Below are 22096 nucleotides of genomic sequence, written 5' to 3'. Positions count from 1 at the left end.
ACATCAATGACAGCAATTCGTTACGAACATATAAAAACTTGTAAACAAACAGGAGCGCGTTTAGGTATTGTCCACACGCCTCATGGTTCATTTGAAACGCCTATTTTTATGCCAGTAGGCACATTAGCTACAGTAAAAACAATGTCTCCGGAAGATTTAAAAGCAATGGGGGCAGGCATTATTTTAAGTAATACGTACCATTTATGGCTTCGTCCAGGTCATGAAATTGTTAAAAAAGCAGGTGGTCTGCATAAATTTATGAACTGGGATCGTCCTATCTTAACAGATTCAGGCGGCTTCCAAGTTTTTAGTTTAAGCGATTTGCGCCGTATTGAAGAAGAAGGCGTTCATTTCCGCAACCATTTGAATGGAGACAAGCTTTTCCTATCTCCAGAAAAAGCGATGGACATTCAAAATGCGCTTGGGTCTGATATTATGATGGCATTTGATGAATGCCCTCCTTATCCAGCAGAGTATGACTACTTAAAACGTTCAGTAGAGCGTACTAGCCGATGGGCAGAGCGATGCCTTGAGGCTCACAGCCGCCCTCAAGACCAAGGTCTTTTTGGAATTGTTCAAGGCGGAGAGTTTGAAGATTTACGCCGTCAAAGTGCAGCTGATTTAGTATCAATGGACTTCCCAGGTTATGCTGTGGGAGGCCTGTCAGTTGGAGAACCAAAAGATGTGATGAATCGTGTGCTTGAGTTTACGACGCCATACTTGCCAACTGACAAACCTCGTTATTTAATGGGAGTAGGATCACCTGACTCGTTAATTGATGGAGCAATTCGCGGGATTGACATGTTTGACTGCGTATTACCAACGCGTATTGCACGTAACGGAACGCTTATGACAAGTGAAGGTCGTCTTGTTGTTAAAAATGCCAAATATGCAGAAGACTTCGGTCCGATTGATCCAAACTGTGACTGCTACACATGTCAAAATTATTCAAGAGCGTATATTCGCCACTTAATTCGCTGTAATGAAACGTTTGGAATTCGTTTAACATCTTACCATAACTTATATTTTCTGCTAAACTTAATGGAGCAAGTCCGTGAAGCCATTCGCGAAGACCGACTTGGCGATTTCCGCGATGAGTTCTTTGAAAAATATGGGTTTAACGGCCCAGACGCAAAGAATTTCTAGGTCACTACAGGAATTTTCATCAAATTTATGAATGAGTACCTGTTGATAATATAAATAAAAGGAGGAGTTTTCATGGGTGTTTTACAAAATATTTGGCCATTACTTTTAATGTTTGTCATTTTCTATTTCTTGTTAATCCGTCCACAGCAAAAACGTCAAAAAAACGTACAGCAAATGCAATCAGCACTTAAAAAAGGTGATAAGATTGTTACAATTGGCGGTATGCACGGTTTGGTAGAAGCAATCGATGAGTCACAAGTTGTGGTTCGCAGCACTGACGGTTCAAAATTAACATTTGACCGCAATGCTATTCGTGAAGTAAGAAGCGTAGATTAATAAAAAAACGTCACGTACATGTACGTGACGTTTTTTTATGCTTCTCGTGAACCGGCAATGTTTACGCCAACAATTCCCCCGAGAATAGCGACTCCAATAAACCCAGCGTGAAATAAAAGCTGCTGTGCAGAAAACAGGTGACTATAGCCGAGGAATTGCAGCAAAAACATTAAAAAAGAATAAGAAATACCAGTGGCTCCTCCAACAAGCAGTCCCTTTGAACCGTTTCGTCCTCCCGCGATAAATCCTCCGATAAACAGTGTAATAAATGAGAGAATAAGTAAAAATAAACGTACGGACTGTTCTTCAAGCGATGTGAATTTTAAAATAAGCGAAAAGATAATGCTAATCGCTAAAGCCATCACTAAGATTGTTGCTACCCCTGCAAATACAGCGTTGCTCATTCGTTTTGCACCCAACTTGTTTCCCCCTCATGAAATAAAAAGATAGGTGAACCCTTAGTACGAGCATATTCGGGATGACTTCAAAATAGACGCATAAAAGTAAGGCTATTTTAAAATAAATGGTACAAACTACAAGGGAATACATAAAGGAGGTCTTTGCAGTGGAACTATTAATCATGGTTGCGCGAACCGTGCTTTTGTATGTAGTAGTTTTAATTATTTTTCGCGTTATGGGCAAAAGGGAAATAGGAGAGCTGAGCATTTTGGATTTAGTTGTCTTTATTATGATTGCTGAAATGGCAGTAATGGCTATTGAAAACCCAAAAGATCCTTTGGTGTATTCAATTCTTCCGATGTTAACGCTTCTTATTATTCAAATTGGTTTAGCTATATGGTCTCTTAAAAGCAATCGAATGCGAAATTTTATTGATGGTAAACCTAGTATTATCATTGAAAATGGAAAAATAAATGAACATGAAATGAAAAGGCAGCGATATAACTTCAATGATTTGCTTGTGCAGCTACGAGATAAAAATATAAAAAATGTAGCTGATGTTGAATTTGCTATTTTAGAATCTTCAGGAAGGCTATCCGTGTTTGAAAAAGATCAGCAATCAGGTAAAAAAGGCAATTTGAATTTGCCTTTTATCATTGACGGCGTTATTCAAGAAGAGCATCTGTTGCATGAACATAAAACAACGGAATGGTTAAGGCAGGAGTTAGAGAAACTGGGGCATTCAAACTTAGACAAGATTTCATATTGCAGCTACGACAACGGAAAATTTTTTATAGATTTAATAGATGTGAAACAATAAAACGCGGAGTGCTCCGCGTTTTATTTTCGTTTAAAATAACGTAAAACAGAAAAGCGATTTAATTCTTCTTTTGTTATCAGTCTAAAAAGCAGCAAAAACAGTACATATACAAAGCTTGTCAGTGCAATTGATAAAATGGTTCGTAAGCTTAACGGGATGGAAGTGAAAAGGTTCATATAAGTAAAGTGTCCAATAAAGCCTGATATGCCCATTACAGCAAAGCTGCGAAGATACTCAAACACATGAAGCTTATACGTGATTTTTTTCATGACCGTAGACAGATGTAAAAGAGTGACAAGCATCATTCCCACAACAATTGCAAGGCCAGCTCCCATAATGCCTAGATTGGGCTGAGTTGCGAGTAAGAAGATAAGAGACGTTTTGACCGCTGCTCCTATAAAACTGTTAATCATGGCGGCTTTTGCAAGGTCTAGCGCCTGCAAAACAGCTTGAAGCGGCCCTTGAAAGTAATAAAAGATAAAAAAAGGCGCCATGACTTTGACAAAAATAGCAGCTTTGTCAGAACCATACATCAATTCCATTACCGGATTAGCAAATACATAAAGAACAACAACGGCCAGTCCGCCTGTTACAAACGACAAGCGGAGAGCTTGATGAAGCCGATATTCGATTTGTTTCATTTGATTCTGTGCAAGAGATTCACTGATTGCGGGAACCAAAGAAGTGGATAGAGACACCGTTACAAAAGAAGGCAGCATCAGGAGAGGGAGTGCAAAGCCTGTTAATTCTCCGTACTGCTTCGTTGCTACCGCTGTCGCTACTCCTGCAATTGCTAAACTTTGAGCTACTACAATCGGTTCTAAAAACCAAGAAATTGACCCAATCATGCGGCTTCCTGTCGTGGGAAGAGCGATTCGCATTAAGTCAAGGAACGTATCTTTGCCCGCATGTAAAGAAGCAAAAAATTTTCGTCTTACCGTTATTTTCTTCTTTCGCTTGAACATAAACACCATGTAAAACAGGGAAGCGAGCTCTCCAAATACCGAAGAGAGCATAGCGCCAGCCGCGGCGTACTCAATTCCATAAGGTAAAAATGCTTTTGTACAGACAGCAATTAACGTAATTCGCACCACTTGTTCAATAATTTGAGAATAAGCAGCGGGCTTCATTTGCTGCTTTCCTTGAAAATATCCGCGAATGACAGACGACACGGCGATGATCGGAATAACAGGAATAATCGCAAGCAGCGGATAGATCGTACGTGAATCTGTAAAGAAGGTTTTTGCTACAACGGGAGCGAATAATATTAGTCCGAGCGTAAATAAAACGCTCAGCGTACACGTAATACTTAAAGAGACGACAAGTATTTTTTTTATTTTATGCCTGTCACCTAAAGCTTCTGCTTCTGCCACTAACTTGGATATGGCAACCGGTAGCCCAAGCTGTGTTAAGGTGATTACTAATACCAGCGTGGGGACCGCCATCATATAAAGTCCCACACCTTCGTCTCCAATCATTCGAGCCACCACAATTCGATTGACAAACCCGAGTACACGTGTAATTAAGCCAGCAATTATTAAAATAATAGTTCCCTGTAAAAATTTAGACATATACTCACTGCTTTCTTGAGGTTTATACAGTGAATATATGCGCCGTCGGTGTCCAAGCATGACAAGTATTCCTCATACGAGAAAGAAATTTTACGCAAAATGTCAAACGGAAAGGAGGATCAATATGACACATCCATTTATTTCAGCTTCGAAAGAACTTATACAGCCTGTCGTATCCAGCAAAATGGAAGAATTTCATATGCTCGGATATGAAGAAGTAACGGAGAACGATTTATTGAGTTATTTGGAAATGAAAAAATGGAAAAAAGAAAAGGAGCTATCTCTCCATCAAGTTGTAAATGATATTTTATCTGTTAAGATCACGCAGGTGATGAGCTATGTAACCATTGAATCTTATAAATCTGATATGTTCTCAAGTGTTAATAATGGAGAAGACTGGAAAGAATTATTAAAGTAGAGTTTGTAAAATACATGTATTAAAATTTGATAAGGTCTTTATTTGACAGACATTAGGTTATGAATGATAATTAGATTGGTCATTTATCTATTGTTATCATTTCATGTTTTTTACATAAGAAGGAGGATTTTCTGTCGATGGTTAAAAGAGGACGTATCGTTGCCTTTTTCCTCTTAGTACTGCTTGTGTTTAGTACAATCGGAACAACGATGACTGGAATTACAAAAGATATTAAACTTGGCCTCGACCTTCAAGGTGGATTTGAAATTTTATATAAAGTCAGTCCAGCTAAAAAAGGCGATGTCATTGACAAAAAGGCACTTAACAGCACGGTTGAAGCGCTGCGTCAACGTGTCGATGTACTGGGAGTTAGTGAGCCCAGCATTCAAATTGAAGGAAACGACCGCATCCGTGTTCAGCTAGCTGGTGTCACGAATCAAAAGCAAGCCAGGGATCTGTTATCAACTCAAGCAAACTTAACGTTCCGTGACGTGAACGATAAGGTGCTGATGGATGGTACAGACTTAGCGCAAGGCGGAGCAAAGCAATCGTTTGACCAAAGCAATCAGCCTAGCGTCTCACTAAAGTTAAAAAATGCGAAAAAATTTGAAAAGATTACGCGAGAGCTTTCTCAAAAACCAGCACCTAACAATTTAATTGTCATTTGGCTGGATTATGAAGAAGGAAAAGACTCGTACCAAAAAGAATCAGCAAAACAAAATCCGAAGTACCTGTCTGCAGCTTCTGTTAGCAGCGTGTTAACACAGCCAGATGTTGAAATTTCAGGTGGAAACTTCACAGTGAAAAGTGCAACGCAGCTGGCGGAATTGTTAAATGCCGGGTCGCTGCCAGTTAAATTAGATGAGCTATACTCTACATCCGTTGGAGCTCAGTTTGGAGAAGAAGCTCTTCATACGACTATACTAGCGGGTATTATCGGCATCGGAATTATCTTCCTTTACATGCTGTTTTTCTACCGTTTACCGGGGCTTATTGCCATTATTACACTCAGTTTTTATATCTACTTAAACTTAGTTGTATTTGACTGGATGCACGTGGTTATGACGCTTCCAGGGATTGCGGCTCTTATTCTCGGCGTAGGTATGGCAGTAGATGCGAATATTATTACCTACGAGCGGATTAAAGATGAACTGAAAACAGGAAGGTCTGTTATATCGGCTTACCGGGCAGGAAATCGTCGCTCACTTGCGACCATTTTTGATGCCAATATTACAACAATGTTAGCGGCTCTTGTACTGTTCTTTTATGGTCAAAGTTCAGTAAAGGGATTTGCAACAACATTAATGATTGGGATTGTGCTAAGTTTTATTACGGCCGTATACGGTACGCGTTTATTAATGAGCCTTTTAGTAAACAGCCGCTGGTTTGATAAAAAACCAGGCTACTTTGGCGTGAAGAAAGAGCAAATTCACGATTTAAGCAAAGATGACGGCACAACCGTTTTACCTACAGCGTGGGATAAAATTGACTTTGTTAAATACCGTAAAGCGTTCTTCACATTCTCAAGCGTGCTCGTGATTATCGGTATTATCTCGGTTGCTGTGTTTAGGCTGAACCTCGGTATTGACTTTACGAGCGGAACTCGCATAGAGATTCCCGCAAATCATACCGTTACGCAGGCTGAGATACAGCGTGAAATGAAGTCTCTTGATATCAAAACGGATGACATAGTTATTACAGGAAAAAGTAATGATACGGGTGTCGTACGTGTAGTTGGGGTCTTGAATAAAAAAGAAATTGCCAATTTAAAAGACCACTTTAAAGACAAATACGGTTCTGAACCAAACGTAAGCACCGTTTCGCCGACAGTTGGAAAAGAACTGGCGAAAAATGCAATGATGGCGATCGTGATTGCTTCAATTGGAATTATCATCTATGTAACGATTCGATTCGAGTTTTACATGGCGCTTGCAGCCGTGCTTGCTCTGCTGCATGATGCGTTCTTTATCGTTACGGTCTTTAGCTTAACAAAGTTAGAAGTAGATTTAACGTTTATCGCCGCTGTCTTGACGATTGTTGGTTACTCAATTAACGATACAATCGTTACGTTTGACCGCATTCGTGAAAATATGCAGAAATTCAAATCCAAAACGTTTGACGATTTGGCATTTATCGTAAATCTAAGTTTACGCGAAACGTTTACTCGTTCGATGAATACCGTGTTAACAGTTGTGATTGCAGTTGTAGCACTTCTTGTATTCGGAAGTGAGTCCATTCAAAACTTCTCAATTGCCCTGTTAGTAGGTTTAATTCTTGGTGCATATTCATCTGTGTTTATTGCTGCGCAGCTATGGCTTGTGTGGAAAGGTAAACAGTTGAAGCGTGAGGAACAAAAAGAAGTAGAAAGCAAGTAATTCAAAAACGTGCGAAGTGTTCGCACGTTTTTTTGTACGTGAAAATTTAAGGCGCACTGTCAGAAAAATATGCTTATTTTCTTTCGTTGCTCCATTTCATCCACTCTAGTATAATAATGTGGGTTAAGGGGTGAAGAGACATGTTACAGTCAAAAAAACGTTGGAATGTTCAAGAATGTGATGAACAACTTGTTAATGAATTTGTAGAAAACCTCAATATTACACCTCTAGTAGCTTCGTTATTACTTAATAGAGGCATGACAACAGTAGAAGCGGCACGTGAGTTTTTACACGTTGATGCACAAACGTTCCACGATCCGTTTTTATTGCACGATATGGACAAAGCAGTAGCTCGTATTCAGCAAGCAATTGATCATAATGAAAAAATTATGATCTATGGAGATTACGATGCGGACGGCGTCAGCAGTACTTCAGTTATGTTATCTGCTTTACAGCAGCTCGGCGCTGATACTGATTTTTATATTCCTAATCGCTTTACAGAAGGTTATGGGCCGAATAAGGCAGCATTTGATAAAATAAACGCAGGCGGCTATCAGCTGGTGATTACGGTAGACACAGGTATTTCGGCAGTCGAAGAAACGGCGTATGCACGTGAATTAGATTTTGATTTAATTATTACTGATCACCACGAGCCGGGTCCGGTTTTACCCGATGCCTATGCAATTATTCATCCAAAGCTGCCGGGCAGTACATATCCATTTAAAGAACTGGCAGGTGTAGGAGTTGCTTTTAAACTTGCTCATGCGCTGTTAGGGGAGCTTCCGGAACATTTGTTAGAACTAGCAGTGATTGGGACGATTGCTGACTTAGTTCCTTTAGTCGACGAAAACCGCTTAATTGCTCGCAAAGGTCTTGACTATCTCAAGCTCACGAAGCGTACTGGAATTGAAGCGCTGCTGAGCGTATGTGGAGTAAAACGCGAAGAAATTACTGAAGATACAATTGGATTTGCCATGGCTCCTCGCATTAATGCAGTAGGACGTCTTCAAGATGCTGATCCAGCTGTTCATTTGCTTATGACAACAAATGCTGAAGAAGCAAAAGGTTTAGCTAAAGAAATTGATGCGTTAAACAAGGAAAGGCAGCAAATCGTAAACGATATTACGGAAGAAGCCGTTGAATTTGTTGAAAGTATGTATCCTCCGGATGAAAATAGCGTTCTTATTGTAGAGGGAGAAGGATGGAATGCAGGCGTTGTTGGAATTGTTGCTTCTAGGCTCGTAGAAAAGTTCTACAGACCAACAATTGTATTAAGTGTTGACTCTGAAAACCGTATTGCTAAAGGTTCAGCAAGAAGTATCCAAGGCTTTGACTTATTCGCGAACTTATCTAAATGCCGTGACATTTTGCCGCATTTTGGAGGGCATCCAATGGCAGCCGGCATGACGTTAAACAGCGAGGATGTAGAAGAACTGCGCAGACGCCTTAATGAACAAGCAAGCAACGTGTTAACTCAACAGGACTTTATTCCAATTACATCAGTTGATACAGTATGCAAAACAGAGGAAATTACCCTGGAAAACATTGAACAAATGAGTGCGCTTGCTCCATTTGGTATGCATAATCCGAAGCCAAAAGTTCTCATTAAAGATGTTCATACAACATCTATGCGGAAAATTGGTGCGAATAAAAATCATTTAAAACTCGTATTTGAAGACAGCGGTGTATCGGTTGATGCAGTAGGATTTGGGTTAGGCTATATATTAGATGAAGTATCTCCTATAGCTAAGGTATCATTAGTAGGTGAACTATCCATTAATGAGTGGAACAATATGCGCAAACCGCAGCTGATGGTAGAAGATATCTCTGTAGATGAGTGGCAGATGTTTGATTATCGCAGCGCGGTTGATGTCAAACGTTTCTTTGAACAGGTATTCACAGATCAAATGAAAGTTGTTGCTTTTCACGATTCAACAATTGATAAATACAAGTCGATGCTGCCGATGGAACATGTTGTTCTTATTCAAAATGAAGAACAGGCAAAAGCATGCATGTTTGCAGGAGAACAGATCGTTTTATTAGATTTGCCTCCGTCACAGAAGTGGCTTGAAGCTTTGTTTGTCCAAGGTATTCCTTCTAGGATATACGCTATTTTCTTAACGGAAGAAGACCATTATTTTGATACAATCCCAACTCGCGATCACTTTAAATGGTTCTACGGCTTTTTAGCGAAAAAGGGTCCTTTTGATTTAAAACGCTACAAAGAAGATTTAGCAATTCATAAGGGCTGGTCGAAAGAAACGATTGATTTTATGGCAAAAGTGTTTTTTGAGTTAGAATTTGTTACAATAAACAATGGCTTAATTTCGTTAGTGAAAAATTCTACGAAACGTGATTTAATAGAATCTGCGACTTATCGCCAAAAGCAGCAGCAGATTGAAATAGAAAAAAACTTTATTTATACGTCATATGTACAGCTTAAAAATCAATTTCAAGATATTTTTAAGCGTTCGATTGAATGAGGAGGCAACATTAGAATGAATTTTAAAGATTATATTACAATTGTACCTGACTGGCCAAAACCAGGTATTACATTTAAAGATATCTCAACATTAATGGATAACGGTGACGCATACCGTGCCGCAACGGATGAGATTGTAAAATATGCCAATGATAAACAAGTTGATATTATCGTAGGACCGGAAGCTCGCGGATTTATCGTTGGTTGTCCAGTAGCATATGCGTTAGGTATCGGCTTTGCACCTGTTCGTAAAGAAGGAAAATTACCGCGTGAAGTAATTAAAGTAGATTACGGTTTAGAATACGGTAAAGACGTATTAACGATTCACAAAGATGCAATTAAGCCAGGTCAGCGCGTGTTGATTACAGATGATTTATTAGCAACAGGCGGTACAATTGAAGCGACAATTAAGCTTGTTGAAGAATTAGGCGGAATTGTTGTTGGAGCTGCGTTCTTAATTGAACTTTCTTACCTTGACGGCCGTGACAAACTAGACGGTTACGATGTATTCACATTAATGACGTATTAAGAAGAACGATCACATAAAAAAGAGTACCTGATACAGGTGCTCTTTTTTCGTTAAAAAACGTGAATACGTAAAATGGAAATGATGTAAATTTCATAAATTAGACGCAAAGGCTTTACATCCTTGGATTTTTTCAAGATAATAGTTACAATATGAATTAAAAATGCTAGTTGATAAAAGGTGATTTCATGGCAAATGAGCAAGTCCTAACAGCGGAACAGGTCATTGACAATACGAAGCGATATTTAAATGAAGAAGACGTGGCTTTTGTACAAAAAGCATATGATTTTGCAAAAGAAGCTCACAAAGAACAATATCGCAAGTCGGGTGAACCATATATTATCCACCCGATTCAAGTCGCAGGAATTTTAGTTGATCTAGATATGGATCCAGCAACAATTGCAGCTGGATTTCTACATGATGTGGTCGAAGATACAGAGATAACACTAAAGGATTTAGAAAAAGCTTTTAACGAAGAAGTAGCAATGCTAGTAGACGGCGTAACGAAACTTGGAAAAATTAAATATAAGTCTAAAGAAGAGCAGCAGGCTGAAAATCACCGCAAGATGTTTGTGGCAATGGCTCAAGATATTCGAGTCATACTGATCAAACTTGCGGATCGTCTTCATAACATGCGTACGCTGAAGCATTTACCGCAGGAAAAGCAGCGACGCATTTCAAATGAAACGCTTGAAATTTTTGCTCCTCTTGCTCATCGTCTTGGTATTTCAAAAATTAAGTGGGAGCTTGAAGATACAGCTTTACGTTACTTAAATCCTCAGCAATATTATCGCATTGTCAATTTGATGAAGAAAAAGCGTGCGGAACGCGAGCAATATTTGGCTGAAGTTATTGATGAAGTTCGTGAGCAAGTAGATGAAGTGTCGATTAAAGTTGAAATTTCAGGACGTCCAAAACATATTTATTCCATTTATCGTAAAATGGCACTGCAAAACAAGCAGTTTAATGAAATTTACGATTTACTAGCTGTGCGCATTATTGTAAATAGCATTAAAGACTGCTATGCGGTGTTAGGGATTATTCACACGTGCTGGAAACCAATGCCAGGACGTTTCAAAGATTATATTGCGATGCCAAAACAAAATATGTACCAGTCTCTTCATACGACGGTTATCGGACCAAAAGGTGATCCGTTAGAAGTTCAAATTCGAACATTTGACATGCACCAAATTGCTGAGTATGGAATTGCTGCTCACTGGGCTTACAAAGAGGGAAAAACAGCTGAGCATGCTTCATTTGAAGAAAAGTTAACGTGGTTTAGAGAAATTTTAGAATTTCAAAATGATGCAAACGATGCAGAAGAGTTTATGGAATCTCTAAAAGTTGATTTGTTTTCTGACATGGTTTATATTTTTACGCCAAAAGGCGACGTCATTGAGCTTCCTTCGGGTTCTGTTCCAATTGATTTTTCCTATCGTATTCATTCTGAAATCGGAAATAAAACCATTGGAGCAAAAGTCAACGGCAAGATGGTTACGCTTGATTACCGTTTGAAAACGGGGGACATTATCGAAATTTTGACGTCTAAGCATTCATATGGTCCAAGCAAGGACTGGTTAAAGCTTGCTCAAACGTCTCAAGCCAAAAATAAAATTCGCCAATTCTTTAAAAAGCAAAGCCGCGATGAAAATATTGAAAAAGGCAAAGAGCTGGTTGAAAAAGAAATTCGTCAAATGGAGTTTGACTTAAAAGAAGTATTAACAGCTGATAATATCAAACGAGTAGCGGAGAAGTTTAATTTCTCAAATGAAGATGATATGTATGCAGCTATTGGATATAACGGATTAACTGCGGCTCAAGTAGCTAATCGTTTAACCGAGAAGTGGAGAAAGCAGCGCGATCAAGAACAAGAGATCCAAATTGATGACATTGCACGCGACACTGCGGCTAAACGTGTTCGCCAGCATAAACGAAAAGATTCCGGTGTTATCGTACCGGGTGTAGAGAACATGCTGATTCGCTTGTCTAAATGCTGTAATCCAGTTCCCGGAGATGAGATTGTTGGTTTTATTACAAAGGGGCGGGGAGTATCTGTTCATAGAGCAGATTGTTTAAACGTTCACACAGATGATGCTGAAAGCCGTCTTATTCCTGTAGAGTGGGAAACACATATTAAAGAAGGCAAAGAGTTTAATGTGGAAATTGAAATTTCGGGCTACGACCGTCGAGGCTTACTAAATGAAGTTCTGCAGGTTGTAAACGAGACTAAAACGAATATTTCAGCCGTTTCAGGAAAATCGGACCGAAACAAAATGGCTACGATTCATATGTCAATTTCTATTCATAACATCAGTCATCTTCATAAAGTGGTCGAGCGCATTAAGCAGCTTCGAGACATTTATTCAGTTCGCCGAATTATGCATTAAGAAAGGTCGTTATACATGAGAGTAGTCGTACAAAGAGCAAAGAATGCAAAAGTAACTGTTGCAGGGGAGACGGTCGGCGAGATTGAGCACGGATATATGCTTTTAGTCGGTATTACCCACGAGGATACTGAAGCCGATGCAGAGTATGTAGCAGACAAAATTGTAAATTTGCGAGTGTTTGAAGATGAGTCTGGCAAAATGAATTTGTCGCTTCTAGATGTAGAAGGAGAAATTTTATCGGTATCTCAATTTACGCTTTACGGAGATTGCCGAAAAGGCAGAAGACCAAACTTTATGGAAGCTGCTAGGCCAGATCATGCTGTAACGATTTACAACTATTTTAATAAAGTATTATCAGGAAAAAATATTCGAGTAGAAACCGGCGCATTTGGCGAAATGATGGACGTATCATTTACGAATGACGGACCGGTCACACTTATTGTAGAAAGCAAAGAAAAAACGCAGGCTCACAGATGAGTCTGCGTTTTTTCTTTGTTTTGAAAGTAGTGATTTAATCCTTCAGCGATAGCGGATGTAATCATTTGCTGATAACTGATGGAATTAATATACGTTTCTTCCCGTTCGTTGCTTAAAAAGCCCAGTTCAATTAATGTACTCGGACGTGTATTTTCGCGAAGAACATAATAGTTTCCAAATCGTTCTCCTTTGTCTTTCAATTTTGCATGTTCAATGAGTGACTGATGAATAGAATGTGTGAGTGGACTGTCCTGATGCTGATGATAATAATACGTCATAAGGCCAGTTAGCTGTGAGCTGTTCGTACTGTTGTAGTGAACGCTTATAAAAGCATCTGCTTTAGTCGATTGCAGCGTGCGCTGTGAAAGTAGAACGTACTCATCACGGGTGCGGGTTAAAATGACGTGTGCGCCTTCTTTTTGAAGTTTGTTTTGTAAAATCAGCGCTGTTCGGAGAGTGAGATCTTTTTCATATGTGCCCTGTGTGCCGATGGCTCCTTTGTCTTTTCCTCCATGGCCTGCATCAATAATAATGGTTTTGCCCTTTAGGTGCTGCAAGCTTTTACTCAGCGTATAAACAGGCTGGCGCTGCGCTACCTGCATGCTAGGCTGAACGCTACGGAGCGCTACGGTTTTCGTGAATTTTTTAAACACCCAGCCTTGAATACCCGAGCTTTCTACATAATACCAATCTCCTTGACGGTCTGAAACGGATAGTCTTGTATTCTTCGTCAATTTATTTGTAATTGAAAATGAACGTCCTGGACCGCTGCGTACATGAAGAGAGTCAGCTGTTACAACAATGGGTTGATGCACCGGTACATTTGGGCGCTCAAATGAGGAAGAGCACAGTAACAAAAGGATACTTGCAGCCAAAACAGATACAGACTTCATGTTAAGATGGCGAATAGATAGACCTCCTTTTTATAACAAAATAGAGTATTCGATGAAAAGAAAAAAAATCCTTTCTCTTATGTAAAAACATCTTTTTTGGGCAATGCTAATAAAAGGATAAGTAAGTGTAGGCAGGGAGGAAGAAACGATGAAGTTTAGTGAAAAAGGTGAACAATCATTTCAGCAGGTAAATCCGGTATTTGGCATTCATTTTCATGATTTTATTGATAGAGAAAGTGAAGCTTCATCCCTTGAATTGGCTTCTGAATTTGGTTTAACGCTTCGAGATATTCAGAAACTAAGAAAACAATTAGACCGCTCTTAACATGAAAGGTGCTTGACAACTGCTCATTTCATTCGTAATATAGAAAGCAATTGCTAAATTAAAATGAATGTATAACATTTTTATATTGATAAGCCAAAGATCGAGAAAAGTAGTAAAGATGACACATGGCTAGAGAGGAAATGTCTTAGGCTGAAAGCATTTCTACATGATGACTTTATGAAAGAACACTCAGGAGGCTTCACTCTGAAAAGGGAAACTTAGTAGGAGATGAACGTGTTCGTGCGTTAACGAAATGAGTGGAAACATGTCATATGTTTCAATTAGGGTGGTACCACGTGAGATTAACTCTCGTCCCTACTATGGAAAAATAGTAGAGGCGAGAGTTTTTTTGTATTGTAAATTTTAAATATAGGAGGCATATCACGTTATGTCAGTTCAAATACCTAGAGGCACACAAGATATTTTACCGGGCAAAGTAGAATATTGGCAGTTTGTTGAACAGCGAGCAAGAGAAATCTGCCGTGCGTTCAACTACCAAGAAATTCGTACACCAATGTTTGAACACACTGAATTATTTTTGCGCGGAGTGGGAGAAACAACGGATATCGTGCAAAAAGAAATGTACACATTTAAGGATCGAGGCGACCGCAGCTTAACACTTCGTCCAGAAGGAACAGCTGCAGTTGGACGATCATTTGTTTCAAATAAAATGTTTGGAAATCCAACGCAGCCAACAAAGCTGTTTTATATCGGTCCTATGTTTCGTTATGAACGACCTCAAGCGGGACGTTTCCGTCAATTCGTTCAGTTTGGCGTAGAAGCATTAGGGGTAAATGATCCAGCTATCGACGCTGAAGTTCTTGCCCTGTTAATGAGCTTTTACCAATCGCTTGGATTAAAAAAATTAAAGCTGGTTGTTAACAGTTTAGGAGATACAGAAAGTCGTCAAGCTCACCGTCAAGCACTTATCGATCACTTTGCACCTCGCATCGGAGAGTTTTGCAGCGACTGTCAAAGCCGATTGGAGAAAAATCCTCTTCGTATTTTAGATTGTAAAAAAGATCGTGACCACGAACTGATGGCTACAGCGCCGTCTATTCTTGATTATTTAAACGACTATTCAAAAGAATATTTTGAAAAAGTACAGCAGTACTTAACCGATTTAGACATTGACTATGTTGTAGATCCGACGCTAGTACGCGGGTTAGATTATTATAATCACACAGCATTTGAACTAATGAGTGAAGCAGAAGGATTTGGCGCCATTACAACTCTTTGCGGCGGAGGCCGTTATAATGGGCTGATTCAAGAAATCGGCGGACCTGAAACACCAGGTATCGGATTCGCTTTAAGCATTGAACGCTTATTATCTGCATTGGAAGCAGAAGGAATTGAGCTTCCGGTAGAAACTGGCGTAGATTGCTATGTAGTGACAATGGGCGATGAGGCGAAAGAAAAATCTGTTTCAATTGTAAATACGCTTCGACGTGCAGGTTTTGTAGCAGATAAAGATTATCAAGATAAAAAAATGAAAGCTCAGTTCAAAGCAGCCGATCGTGTACAAGCAAAATTTGTTGTTGTTCTAGGTGAAGATGAGCTAGCAAAACAAGTTGTAAACGTAAAGAATATGGAATCTGGCGAACAGCAAGAAGTATCAATTGATCAATTGGTTAGCTATTTGCAGGAACAAGTATAAGGGGGAACCATGATGACAAAACGTTCATACTACTGTGGAGATGTAACAGAACAAGCAACTGGCGAAACAGTTCTATTAAAAGGATGGGTTCAAAAGCGCCGTGATTTAGGCGGATTAATTTTTATTGATTTACGCGACCGCGGCGGAGTTGTGCAAGTTGTATTTAATCCTGAAAAATCTGCTGAAGCGCTAAAAATTGCTGAAGATGTACGTAATGAATTCGTACTGGAAGTGCAGGGAACTGTTGTAGCTCGTGAAGAGGGAACCGTTAACCCGAACTTAAAAACAGGTAAAATTGAAGTTCACGCTGAGCAAATTACGGTGTTGAATAAAGCCAAAACACCTCCTTTTGCCATTGCGGATCAAACCGAAGTATCAGAAGATGTTCGATTAAAATATCGTTATTTAGATCTTCGACGTTCTGAAATGTTTAACACGCTTAAAATGCGCAATGACATTACAAAAACAATTCGCGACTTCTTAGATCAAAATGACTTTTTAGATGTTGAAACACCTATTTTAACAAAAAGCACGCCAGAAGGTGCACGCGATTATCTTGTGCCGAGCCGCGTACACGAAGGTGAGTTTTATGCTCTTCCTCAATCACCGCAAATCTTTAAGCAGCTGTTAATGGTAAGCGGAGTTGAGCGTTATTATCAAATTGCTCGCTGCTTCCGCGATGAGGACTTGCGTGCAGATCGTCAGCCTGAATTTACTCAAATCGATATTGAAACATCATTTTTATCTCAAGAGGACATCATGACAATGACGGAAGAAATGATGTCTAAAGTAATGAAGCGCGTAAAAGATTTAGATGTAACGACGCCTTTCCCGCGCATGTCATATGATGAAGCGATGAGCCGCTATGGCTCAGATAAGCCGGATACACGTTTTGAAATGGAGCTAGTCAACTTATCAGAGCTTGTGAAAGACTGCGGGTTTAAAGTATTTAGCGCAGCAGTTGAAAACGGCGGAGAAGTAAAAGCGATTAACGTAAAAGGTGCCGCTTCTAGCTATTCACGTAAAGATATCGATGCTTTAACAGAGTTCGTGAAAATTTACGGTGCTAAAGGGTTAGCATGGCTGAAAGTTGAAGCAGACGGCTTAAAAGGACCGATTGCAAAATTCTTCAACGAAGATGAGCAAAAGCAATTTGCTGAAGCTCTTCAAACGGAAGAAGGAGATTTACTTTTATTTGTAGCTGATAAAAAGTCAGTTGTAGCAGATGCACTTGGCGCTCTTCGTCTAAAGCTTGCAAAAGAACAAGGGATTATTGATGAAACGAAATTTAACTTCCTATGGGTAACAGATTGGCCTCTTCTTGAGCATGACGAAGAAGACAACCGTTACTACGCGGCTCATCATCCATTCACAATGCCAGTTCGTGAAGATTTACCAATGTTAGAAAGCGATCCTGGACAAGTCCGTGCACAAGCATATGACTTAGTGTTGAATGGTTACGAACTTGGCGGAGGATCTTTACGTATTTATGAGCGTGATATTCAAGAAAAAATGTTTAAAACGCTTGGATTTACATTAGAAGAAGCATATGAGCAGTTCGGTTTCTTACTTGAAGCATTTGAATACGGTACTCCTCCTCACGGCGGAATTGCGTTAGGTCTTGACCGTTTGGTTATGCTTTTAGCAGGACGCACAAACTTGCGCGATACAATTGCCTTCCCTAAAACAGCAAGTGCAAGCTGTCTATTAACAAACGCACCTGGTGAAGTAAGTGAAGCGCAATTAGACGAGCTGCATTTGCAGGTAAAAAAGCAAAAAACAGAAGCGTAATCGATTAAACCATCTGTTAAATCGAGCCTGTCACTGGAGCACGACAGGCTCGATTTTTTTTGTTTTACTTATTAATTGCAAAGTGATTTTTTCTGTGATAAGATACTTTCAAGAACTAAATAGTCCTGATGTGTTCGTCCTTAATCCAGTTTTGACCGAACAATTTTTTGCTTGGGAGCTCGGAGTTTTTAACGAGCGTACATGCCTCATCTCGAGGACTTACAATGGTTAAAGCAGAGCACCCACCTGCCGAGAGCGGGTTCAAAACGAAGGCACTCGAGACGGCACGATCGGGACTAGCATACATATAAGAAATCCTCTATGTAATGATTTGCATAGAGTTTTTTTATGGAGAAATAACGAATGCTCATGTTCGTTTTGCTAAAAATATGGTATAGTCAATTTCGTTGTTTATTTGAATTAATCATACACGTTGGTGTATTTAATAGAGGAGTGTTTTAATATGTTGCATCAGTTTTCGCGTAATGAACTGGCGATAGGAAAAGAAGGGTTAGCTACTTTAAAAGGCAGCACGGTTGCTATTTTAGGGATAGGAGGAGTAGGGTCGTTTTCTGCTGAGGCTTTGGCTCGGTCAGGAGTAGGTCGTTTAATTCTTGTAGATAAAGACGATGTTGATATTACAAACGTAAATCGTCAAATTCATGCGCTGCTTTCGACGGTAGGTCAGCCCAAGACAGAATTAATGAAACAGCGTATTTTGGATATTAACCCAGACTGTGACGTCGTTTCTCTTCAAATGTTTTATACGGAAGAAACGTATGAAGAGTTCTTTAGTTACAAACCGGACTTTGTAGTGGATGCATCCGATACGATTTCGTATAAAATTCATTTAATGAAAGAATGTTTAAAACGTGATATTCCGATTATTTCAAGTATGGGTGCTGCGAATAAAATGGATCCAACACGTTTTAAAATTGCAGACATTTCAAAGACGCATACAGATCCGATTGCAAAAGTGGTTCGTACTCGTCTGCGTAAAGAAGGAATTCGCAAAGGAATTAACGTCGTTTTTTCTGATGAACGTCCAATCGTTATTCGCGAAGAAGTTCGCAAAGAAGTAGGAAACGATCAAGCGCAAATTCGAAAAGCGAAAATGCCCCCATCTTCTAATGCTTTTGTTCCATCTGTAGCGGGATTAATTATGGGCGGTCATGTTATCAATGAATTATTAAGTAATATTAAGATTCGCCGCGTAGGTGATCAATAAAAAGAAGGCTATCGCAGCCTTCTTTTTTTATGGAAATATCTGTTCTATTTATGCTTTGGATGGAATCTTCTGTTTGATATGTATAAAAAGTACTAATAAATTGAAAAATATGGCTTGATGGTGAATTTACACTGTAGTAAAAAAAGAGATTTATGTAAATTTATTTAACGCTTTATTTACATAAAATTTACGTTTTGGCTTTCTTTCTGTTGTATCTTCTACAGTAATATTCAGAAAGTCTTATATATCAAGGGTTTTGATAGAAATAAGAAAAAATAAACCCCAAATAAGTAAGTTTACAGTAACTTAAAATTCACTTCATATAAAGACAACAATCTACTCGTATAATGTGTCTTGTACCTGTTGTTCGAGTACAAAGGACTAGTACTAATTACACATATATTTATTGGAGGGTAATGTAATGAAAACAAAGGGTTTTAAAGTAACATTAGCAGCTTTTTTAATGGTAGGAGCACTAGCAGCATGTGGTAAAGACGGAGCAAGCAACGACAGTGGTTCGGGCAGCAAAGAAGAAGTGTCAGGTACGTTAACAGCGGCGGGATCTACAGCTTTACAACCACTTGCAGAAGAAGCAGCGAATGGAATTACGGAAAAATATCCAAACCTTTCAGTAACGGTACAAGGTGGAGGTAGTGGAACTGGTGTTAACCAAGTAGCATCAGGAGCAGTTGACATTGGAAACTCTGACGTTCCAGCAGCCGATAAAATCGAAGATAAATCAAAAGCAGATAAACTTGTCGATACGAAAGTAGCGGGCATTGGGTTCGCACTTGTTGTAAATAAAGATGTAAAAGTAGAATCGTTAACAAAAGAGCAAATTCAAAAGATTTTCTCTGGTGAAATTAAAAACTGGAAAGAAGTTGGCGGAAACGACGAAAAAATTAACGTAATCAACCGTCCAGCATCATCTGGTACACGTGCTACATTTGAGAAAACATTAATGGGTGACGCAAAAGTAAATGACAGCGTTGGTACAGCTCAAGATTCAAACGGAGCGGTTGAGCAATCAGTAAACTCAACTCCAGGAGCAGTAAGTTACCTTGCTATGTCGTATTTAATTGGCGATAAAAAAGAAAGTTTAAAAATGCTTAATATTGATGGTGTGGAGCCAACAACAGAAAATATTGTTTCTAAAAAATATCCGTTCTGGTCTTATGAGTACATGATTACAAACGGTGAGCCAAAAGATGGTGCAAAAGAGTACATTGATTATGTATCTGGTAAAGACTTTGCTAAGCAAGTAGAAGATATGGGCTATATCCCAATGACTGAATTCAAAAAATAAAAGTGTTTTTAAAAAGAATAGGGCTGACTAACACAGTCAGTCTTATTCTATTTGAATGTTAATAAAGTATATAGCAAATAAAAAGAAAAGCGAATATATACTGAATATGTAAGGAGACAGAGCGATGAAGGGGAAAAAATCCATTAATTATGTAAAAAGCGAATACATTGGCCGTACGCTTTCTACATTTTGCGGTATTTTAATTGTACTTGTTACGTTAGCTATTATCGTATTTATTTGTGAAAAAGGCATACAGTCATTTTTACAAAGCAATATATCAATCGGTGAAATGTTGACTTCAACAAAATGGAGCCCAAACAATAAAGAATACGGGGCACTTGTGTTTATTCTGGGTTCCATGCTTGTATCAATCGGAGCCGTTATTATAAGTGCTCCAATTGGAATTGCTATTGCCATTTTTAACAACTATATTTCGCCTAAATTTGGGTCAACGGTTTTACGACCGGTTTTAGAGCTTTTAGTCGGAGTTCCTTCAGTGGTATACGGCCTTTTAGGGGTTACCATTTTAGTGCCGCTTCTTCGCGATAACTTCGGCGGAGTGGGCTTTAGTTTGATTGCCGGAATTATTGTCTTAAGCGTCATGATTCTTCCGACAATTGCAAGTATTGCTGACGATGCAATTCGAAGCGTAGCACCTGAATATTTAGAAGCTTCTTATGGACTAGGTTCAACAAGATGGCAGGCAATTAGCCGAGTTATTATTCCATCTGCTAAAACAGGTATTTTAACAGGTATCGTGTTAGGGCTTGCCCGTGCATTCGGAGAAGCGCTAGCTGTGCAAATGGTTATCGGAAATACGGTTAAGCTTCCTGAAAGCTTATACAGCCCAACGGCAACATTAACAGGTATTTTAACAATGGATATGTCTAATACGTTAAACGGAACGGCATGGAATAACGCATTGTGGACGTTAGCCATGATTTTACTGCTTATTTCTTTCGTGTTCATTTTAATTATCCGAGCAATTGGGAAACGAGGTGCTCATCAATGAGAAACAAAAATGCACGCACAGTAAATAATATATGGACAGGTATTTTTTATGGCATTGCCGCTCTAGTTGTGGCGCTATTAGTGTATTTAGTTGTTGAAATTATCGCCAAGGGCTGGGGATTTTGGGATCCGAACTTTTTATTTGGAAAGCCAAGCAATACGATGGCAGGTGGCGGTATCGGACCGCAGCTGTTTAACTCGTTTTACATGCTTGTTTTAACGCTGATCATTTCTATTCCTCTTGGTTTAGGAGCCGGAATTTACTTAGCGGAGTACGCGAAGCAAGGTCGTTTCCTAAATTTCGTCCGCTTATGTATTGAGACAATGGCGTCATTACCGTCCATTGTAGTTGGTTTATTTGGATTATTAATTTTCGTCACATTTTCAGGCTGGGGCTATACGCTTATCGGCGGAGCACTTGTGATTACAATTTTAAATTTACCGGGTTTAACGCGCGTATGTGAAAGTGCGATTGCATCTGTTCCTGCGAGTGTAAAAGAAGCGAGTTTAGGCTTGGGTGCGACTAAATGGCAAACAATTGTCAAAGTAGTGATTCCATCAGCGATTCAACAAATTATCACGGGCGTTATTTTAACAGCGGGACGAATCTTTGGAGAGGCAGCTGCGCTGATTTATACAGCTGGCTTAACGACGCCGATGTTAAATTCAAATGCCGACTTAACGAGTCCTGTAAACCCGTTTAATATTTTTCGGCCAGCGGAGACGCTTGCCGTCCACATTTGGAAATTAAACTCTGAAGGAATTGTACCTGATGCGAGATTGATTGCAACAAAGTCAGCTGCTATTCTAATCATTATGGTTCTGTTGTTTAATATCATCGCTCGTTTAGTAGCAAAACTTTTAGACAGCTACTTTAAAGGTTCAACAAAAACGAAAAAACGAAAAGACGTTAAAAGTGCAGCTTAATAGATAAAGACAAAAAAGAAA

19 protein-coding genes, 1 other RNA gene and 1 other annotated feature are annotated in these 22096 nt (G+C 39.2%); of the genes, 17 read left to right on the top strand and 3 right to left on the bottom strand.

Features of this window, described 5'->3' with window-relative positions:
• The first annotated feature begins 6 nt into the window (after positions 1-6).
• Both tgt and yajC read left to right on the top strand, forming a co-directional pair.
• Entirely contained in the window at positions 7-1146 is a 1140-nt protein-coding gene (tgt, locus tag LJY09_RS22955; RefSeq protein ID WP_013059317.1) for a tRNA guanosine(34) transglycosylase Tgt, read from the top strand.
• 72 nt (positions 1147-1218) lie between these two features.
• Entirely contained in the window at positions 1219-1482 is a 264-nt protein-coding gene (gene yajC / locus LJY09_RS22950; protein ID WP_028411695.1) for a preprotein translocase subunit YajC, read from the top strand.
• A gap of 35 nt (positions 1483-1517) precedes the next feature.
• Here the strand turns inward: yajC and LJY09_RS22945 are convergent, their stop codons facing one another.
• The gene (locus LJY09_RS22945; RefSeq protein WP_014458132.1) at positions 1518-1901 is read right to left on the bottom strand and encodes a TIGR04086 family membrane protein; all 384 of its coding nucleotides are present in this window, start codon (positions 1899-1901) and stop codon (positions 1518-1520) included.
• A gap of 146 nt (positions 1902-2047) precedes the next feature.
• Between LJY09_RS22945 and LJY09_RS22940 the strand changes: the two genes are divergently transcribed.
• Positions 2048-2701, top strand: coding sequence for a DUF421 domain-containing protein (locus LJY09_RS22940; protein WP_412973705.1), 654 nt, complete (start codon positions 2048-2050; stop codon positions 2699-2701).
• 20 nt (positions 2702-2721) lie between these two features.
• On the opposite strand, the gene spoVB is transcribed toward LJY09_RS22940, so the two are convergent.
• The gene (gene spoVB / locus LJY09_RS22935; protein WP_155010558.1) at positions 2722-4332 is read right to left on the bottom strand and encodes a stage V sporulation protein B; all 1611 of its coding nucleotides are present in this window, start codon (positions 4330-4332) and stop codon (positions 2722-2724) included.
• Positions 4333-4396: 64 nt separating this feature from the next.
• On the opposite strand from spoVB, the gene LJY09_RS22930 reads away from it, so the two are divergent.
• The 6 genes from LJY09_RS22930 to dtd all read left to right on the top strand — a co-directional run bounded on the left by LJY09_RS22930 (position 4397) and on the right by dtd (position 12937).
• Positions 4397-4690 carry a post-transcriptional regulator gene (locus LJY09_RS22930; RefSeq protein WP_028411692.1) on the top strand — a complete coding sequence of 98 codons (294 nt, stop codon included), beginning with the start codon at positions 4397-4399 and terminating at the stop codon, positions 4688-4690.
• 137 nt (positions 4691-4827) lie between these two features.
• A complete protein-coding gene (gene secDF, locus LJY09_RS22925; protein WP_028411691.1) occupies positions 4828-7065 on the top strand; it encodes a protein translocase subunit SecDF in 2238 nt (745 codons plus the stop codon).
• Between the two features lie 140 nt (positions 7066-7205).
• Entirely contained in the window at positions 7206-9548 is a 2343-nt protein-coding gene (gene recJ, locus LJY09_RS22920) for a single-stranded-DNA-specific exonuclease RecJ (RefSeq protein ID WP_028411690.1), read from the top strand.
• 15 nt (positions 9549-9563) lie between these two features.
• Complete coding sequence (locus LJY09_RS22915) at positions 9564-10076, top strand: adenine phosphoribosyltransferase (protein ID WP_013059309.1); 513 nt, start codon at positions 9564-9566, stop codon at positions 10074-10076.
• A gap of 185 nt (positions 10077-10261) precedes the next feature.
• The gene (locus LJY09_RS22910) at positions 10262-12460 is read left to right on the top strand and encodes a RelA/SpoT family protein (RefSeq protein WP_013059308.1); all 2199 of its coding nucleotides are present in this window, start codon (positions 10262-10264) and stop codon (positions 12458-12460) included.
• Between the two features lie 15 nt (positions 12461-12475).
• The gene (dtd, locus tag LJY09_RS22905) at positions 12476-12937 is read left to right on the top strand and encodes a D-aminoacyl-tRNA deacylase (protein WP_028411689.1); all 462 of its coding nucleotides are present in this window, start codon (positions 12476-12478) and stop codon (positions 12935-12937) included.
• Here dtd and LJY09_RS22900 read toward each other — a convergent pair.
• Positions 12928-13812, bottom strand: a complete 885-nt coding sequence (locus LJY09_RS22900; RefSeq protein ID WP_223546263.1) for an N-acetylmuramoyl-L-alanine amidase family protein — start codon at positions 13810-13812, stop codon at positions 12928-12930. The two genes, dtd and LJY09_RS22900, sit on opposite strands and share 10 nt — an antisense overlap.
• A gap of 166 nt (positions 13813-13978) precedes the next feature.
• On the opposite strand from LJY09_RS22900, the gene LJY09_RS22895 reads away from it, so the two are divergent.
• From LJY09_RS22895 to pstA, 8 genes are all read left to right on the top strand, one after another.
• Entirely contained in the window at positions 13979-14155 is a 177-nt protein-coding gene (locus tag LJY09_RS22895; protein ID WP_013059305.1) for a hypothetical protein, read from the top strand.
• Between the two features lie 87 nt (positions 14156-14242).
• Positions 14243-14475 (top strand) — a binding site (T-box leader).
• A 68-nt stretch (positions 14476-14543) separates the two neighbouring features.
• Positions 14544-15812 carry a histidine--tRNA ligase gene (hisS, locus tag LJY09_RS22890; protein ID WP_028410586.1) on the top strand — a complete coding sequence of 423 codons (1269 nt, stop codon included), beginning with the start codon at positions 14544-14546 and terminating at the stop codon, positions 15810-15812.
• Positions 15813-15824: 12 nt separating this feature from the next.
• Positions 15825-17603 carry an aspartate--tRNA ligase gene (gene aspS / locus LJY09_RS22885; RefSeq protein ID WP_013059303.1) on the top strand — a complete coding sequence of 593 codons (1779 nt, stop codon included), beginning with the start codon at positions 15825-15827 and terminating at the stop codon, positions 17601-17603.
• Positions 17604-17722: 119 nt separating this feature from the next.
• Positions 17723-17904, top strand: a non-coding RNA gene (gene ssrS / locus LJY09_RS22880) — 6S RNA.
• A 162-nt stretch (positions 17905-18066) separates the two neighbouring features.
• The gene (locus LJY09_RS22875) at positions 18067-18831 is read left to right on the top strand and encodes a tRNA threonylcarbamoyladenosine dehydratase (protein WP_028411687.1); all 765 of its coding nucleotides are present in this window, start codon (positions 18067-18069) and stop codon (positions 18829-18831) included.
• Positions 18832-19252: 421 nt separating this feature from the next.
• Positions 19253-20137 (top strand): phosphate ABC transporter substrate-binding protein PstS family protein, encoded by an 885-nt coding sequence (locus LJY09_RS22870; RefSeq protein WP_033579664.1) that lies wholly within the window; start codon positions 19253-19255, stop codon positions 20135-20137.
• A 124-nt stretch (positions 20138-20261) separates the two neighbouring features.
• Complete coding sequence (gene pstC / locus LJY09_RS22865) at positions 20262-21149, top strand: phosphate ABC transporter permease subunit PstC (RefSeq protein WP_013059300.1); 888 nt, start codon at positions 20262-20264, stop codon at positions 21147-21149.
• Positions 21146-22075 (top strand): phosphate ABC transporter permease PstA, encoded by a 930-nt coding sequence (gene pstA, locus LJY09_RS22860; protein ID WP_025750576.1) that lies wholly within the window; start codon positions 21146-21148, stop codon positions 22073-22075. Before pstC ends, pstA begins: the two co-directional genes overlap by 4 nt.
• The last annotated feature ends 21 nt before the right edge of the window (positions 22076-22096 follow it).

Source organism: Priestia sp. J2 (genome assembly GCF_020790095.1).
In the GTDB taxonomy this organism is placed as follows: Bacteria; Bacillota; Bacilli; order Bacillales; family Bacillaceae_H; genus Priestia; species Priestia zanthoxyli.
Note: the sequence above shows the minus strand (reverse complement) of the source record. Positions and strands in the feature narration are given on the sequence as shown.

Excerpts from the sequence above, each read along its gene's own strand:
- LJY09_RS22870 (WP_033579664.1), top strand. The coding sequence starts at position 19,253 with ATGAAAACAAAGGGTTTTAAAGTAACATTAGCAGCTTTTTTAATGGTA.
- hisS (WP_028410586.1), top strand. The coding sequence starts at position 14,544 with ATGTCAGTTCAAATACCTAGAGGCACACAAGATATTTTACCGGGCAAA.
- LJY09_RS22910 (WP_013059308.1), top strand. The coding sequence starts at position 10,262 with ATGGCAAATGAGCAAGTCCTAACAGCGGAACAGGTCATTGACAATACG.
- pstA (WP_025750576.1), top strand. The coding sequence starts at position 21,146 with ATGAGAAACAAAAATGCACGCACAGTAAATAATATATGGACAGGTATT.
- pstC (WP_013059300.1), top strand. The coding sequence starts at position 20,262 with ATGAAGGGGAAAAAATCCATTAATTATGTAAAAAGCGAATACATTGGC.
- dtd (WP_028411689.1), top strand. The coding sequence starts at position 12,476 with ATGAGAGTAGTCGTACAAAGAGCAAAGAATGCAAAAGTAACTGTTGCA.
- recJ (WP_028411690.1), top strand. The coding sequence starts at position 7,206 with ATGTTACAGTCAAAAAAACGTTGGAATGTTCAAGAATGTGATGAACAA.
- LJY09_RS22875 (WP_028411687.1), top strand. The coding sequence starts at position 18,067 with ATGTTGCATCAGTTTTCGCGTAATGAACTGGCGATAGGAAAAGAAGGG.
- aspS (WP_013059303.1), top strand. The coding sequence starts at position 15,825 with ATGACAAAACGTTCATACTACTGTGGAGATGTAACAGAACAAGCAACT.
- spoVB (WP_155010558.1), bottom strand. The coding sequence starts at position 4,332 with ATGCTTGGACACCGACGGCGCATATATTCACTGTATAAACCTCAAGAA.
- yajC (WP_028411695.1), top strand. The coding sequence starts at position 1,219 with ATGGGTGTTTTACAAAATATTTGGCCATTACTTTTAATGTTTGTCATT.
- secDF (WP_028411691.1), top strand. The coding sequence starts at position 4,828 with ATGGTTAAAAGAGGACGTATCGTTGCCTTTTTCCTCTTAGTACTGCTT.
- LJY09_RS22930 (WP_028411692.1), top strand. The coding sequence starts at position 4,397 with ATGACACATCCATTTATTTCAGCTTCGAAAGAACTTATACAGCCTGTC.
- LJY09_RS22915 (WP_013059309.1), top strand. The coding sequence starts at position 9,564 with ATGAATTTTAAAGATTATATTACAATTGTACCTGACTGGCCAAAACCA.
- LJY09_RS22895 (WP_013059305.1), top strand. The coding sequence starts at position 13,979 with ATGAAGTTTAGTGAAAAAGGTGAACAATCATTTCAGCAGGTAAATCCG.
- tgt (WP_013059317.1), top strand. The coding sequence starts at position 7 with ATGACAGCAATTCGTTACGAACATATAAAAACTTGTAAACAAACAGGA.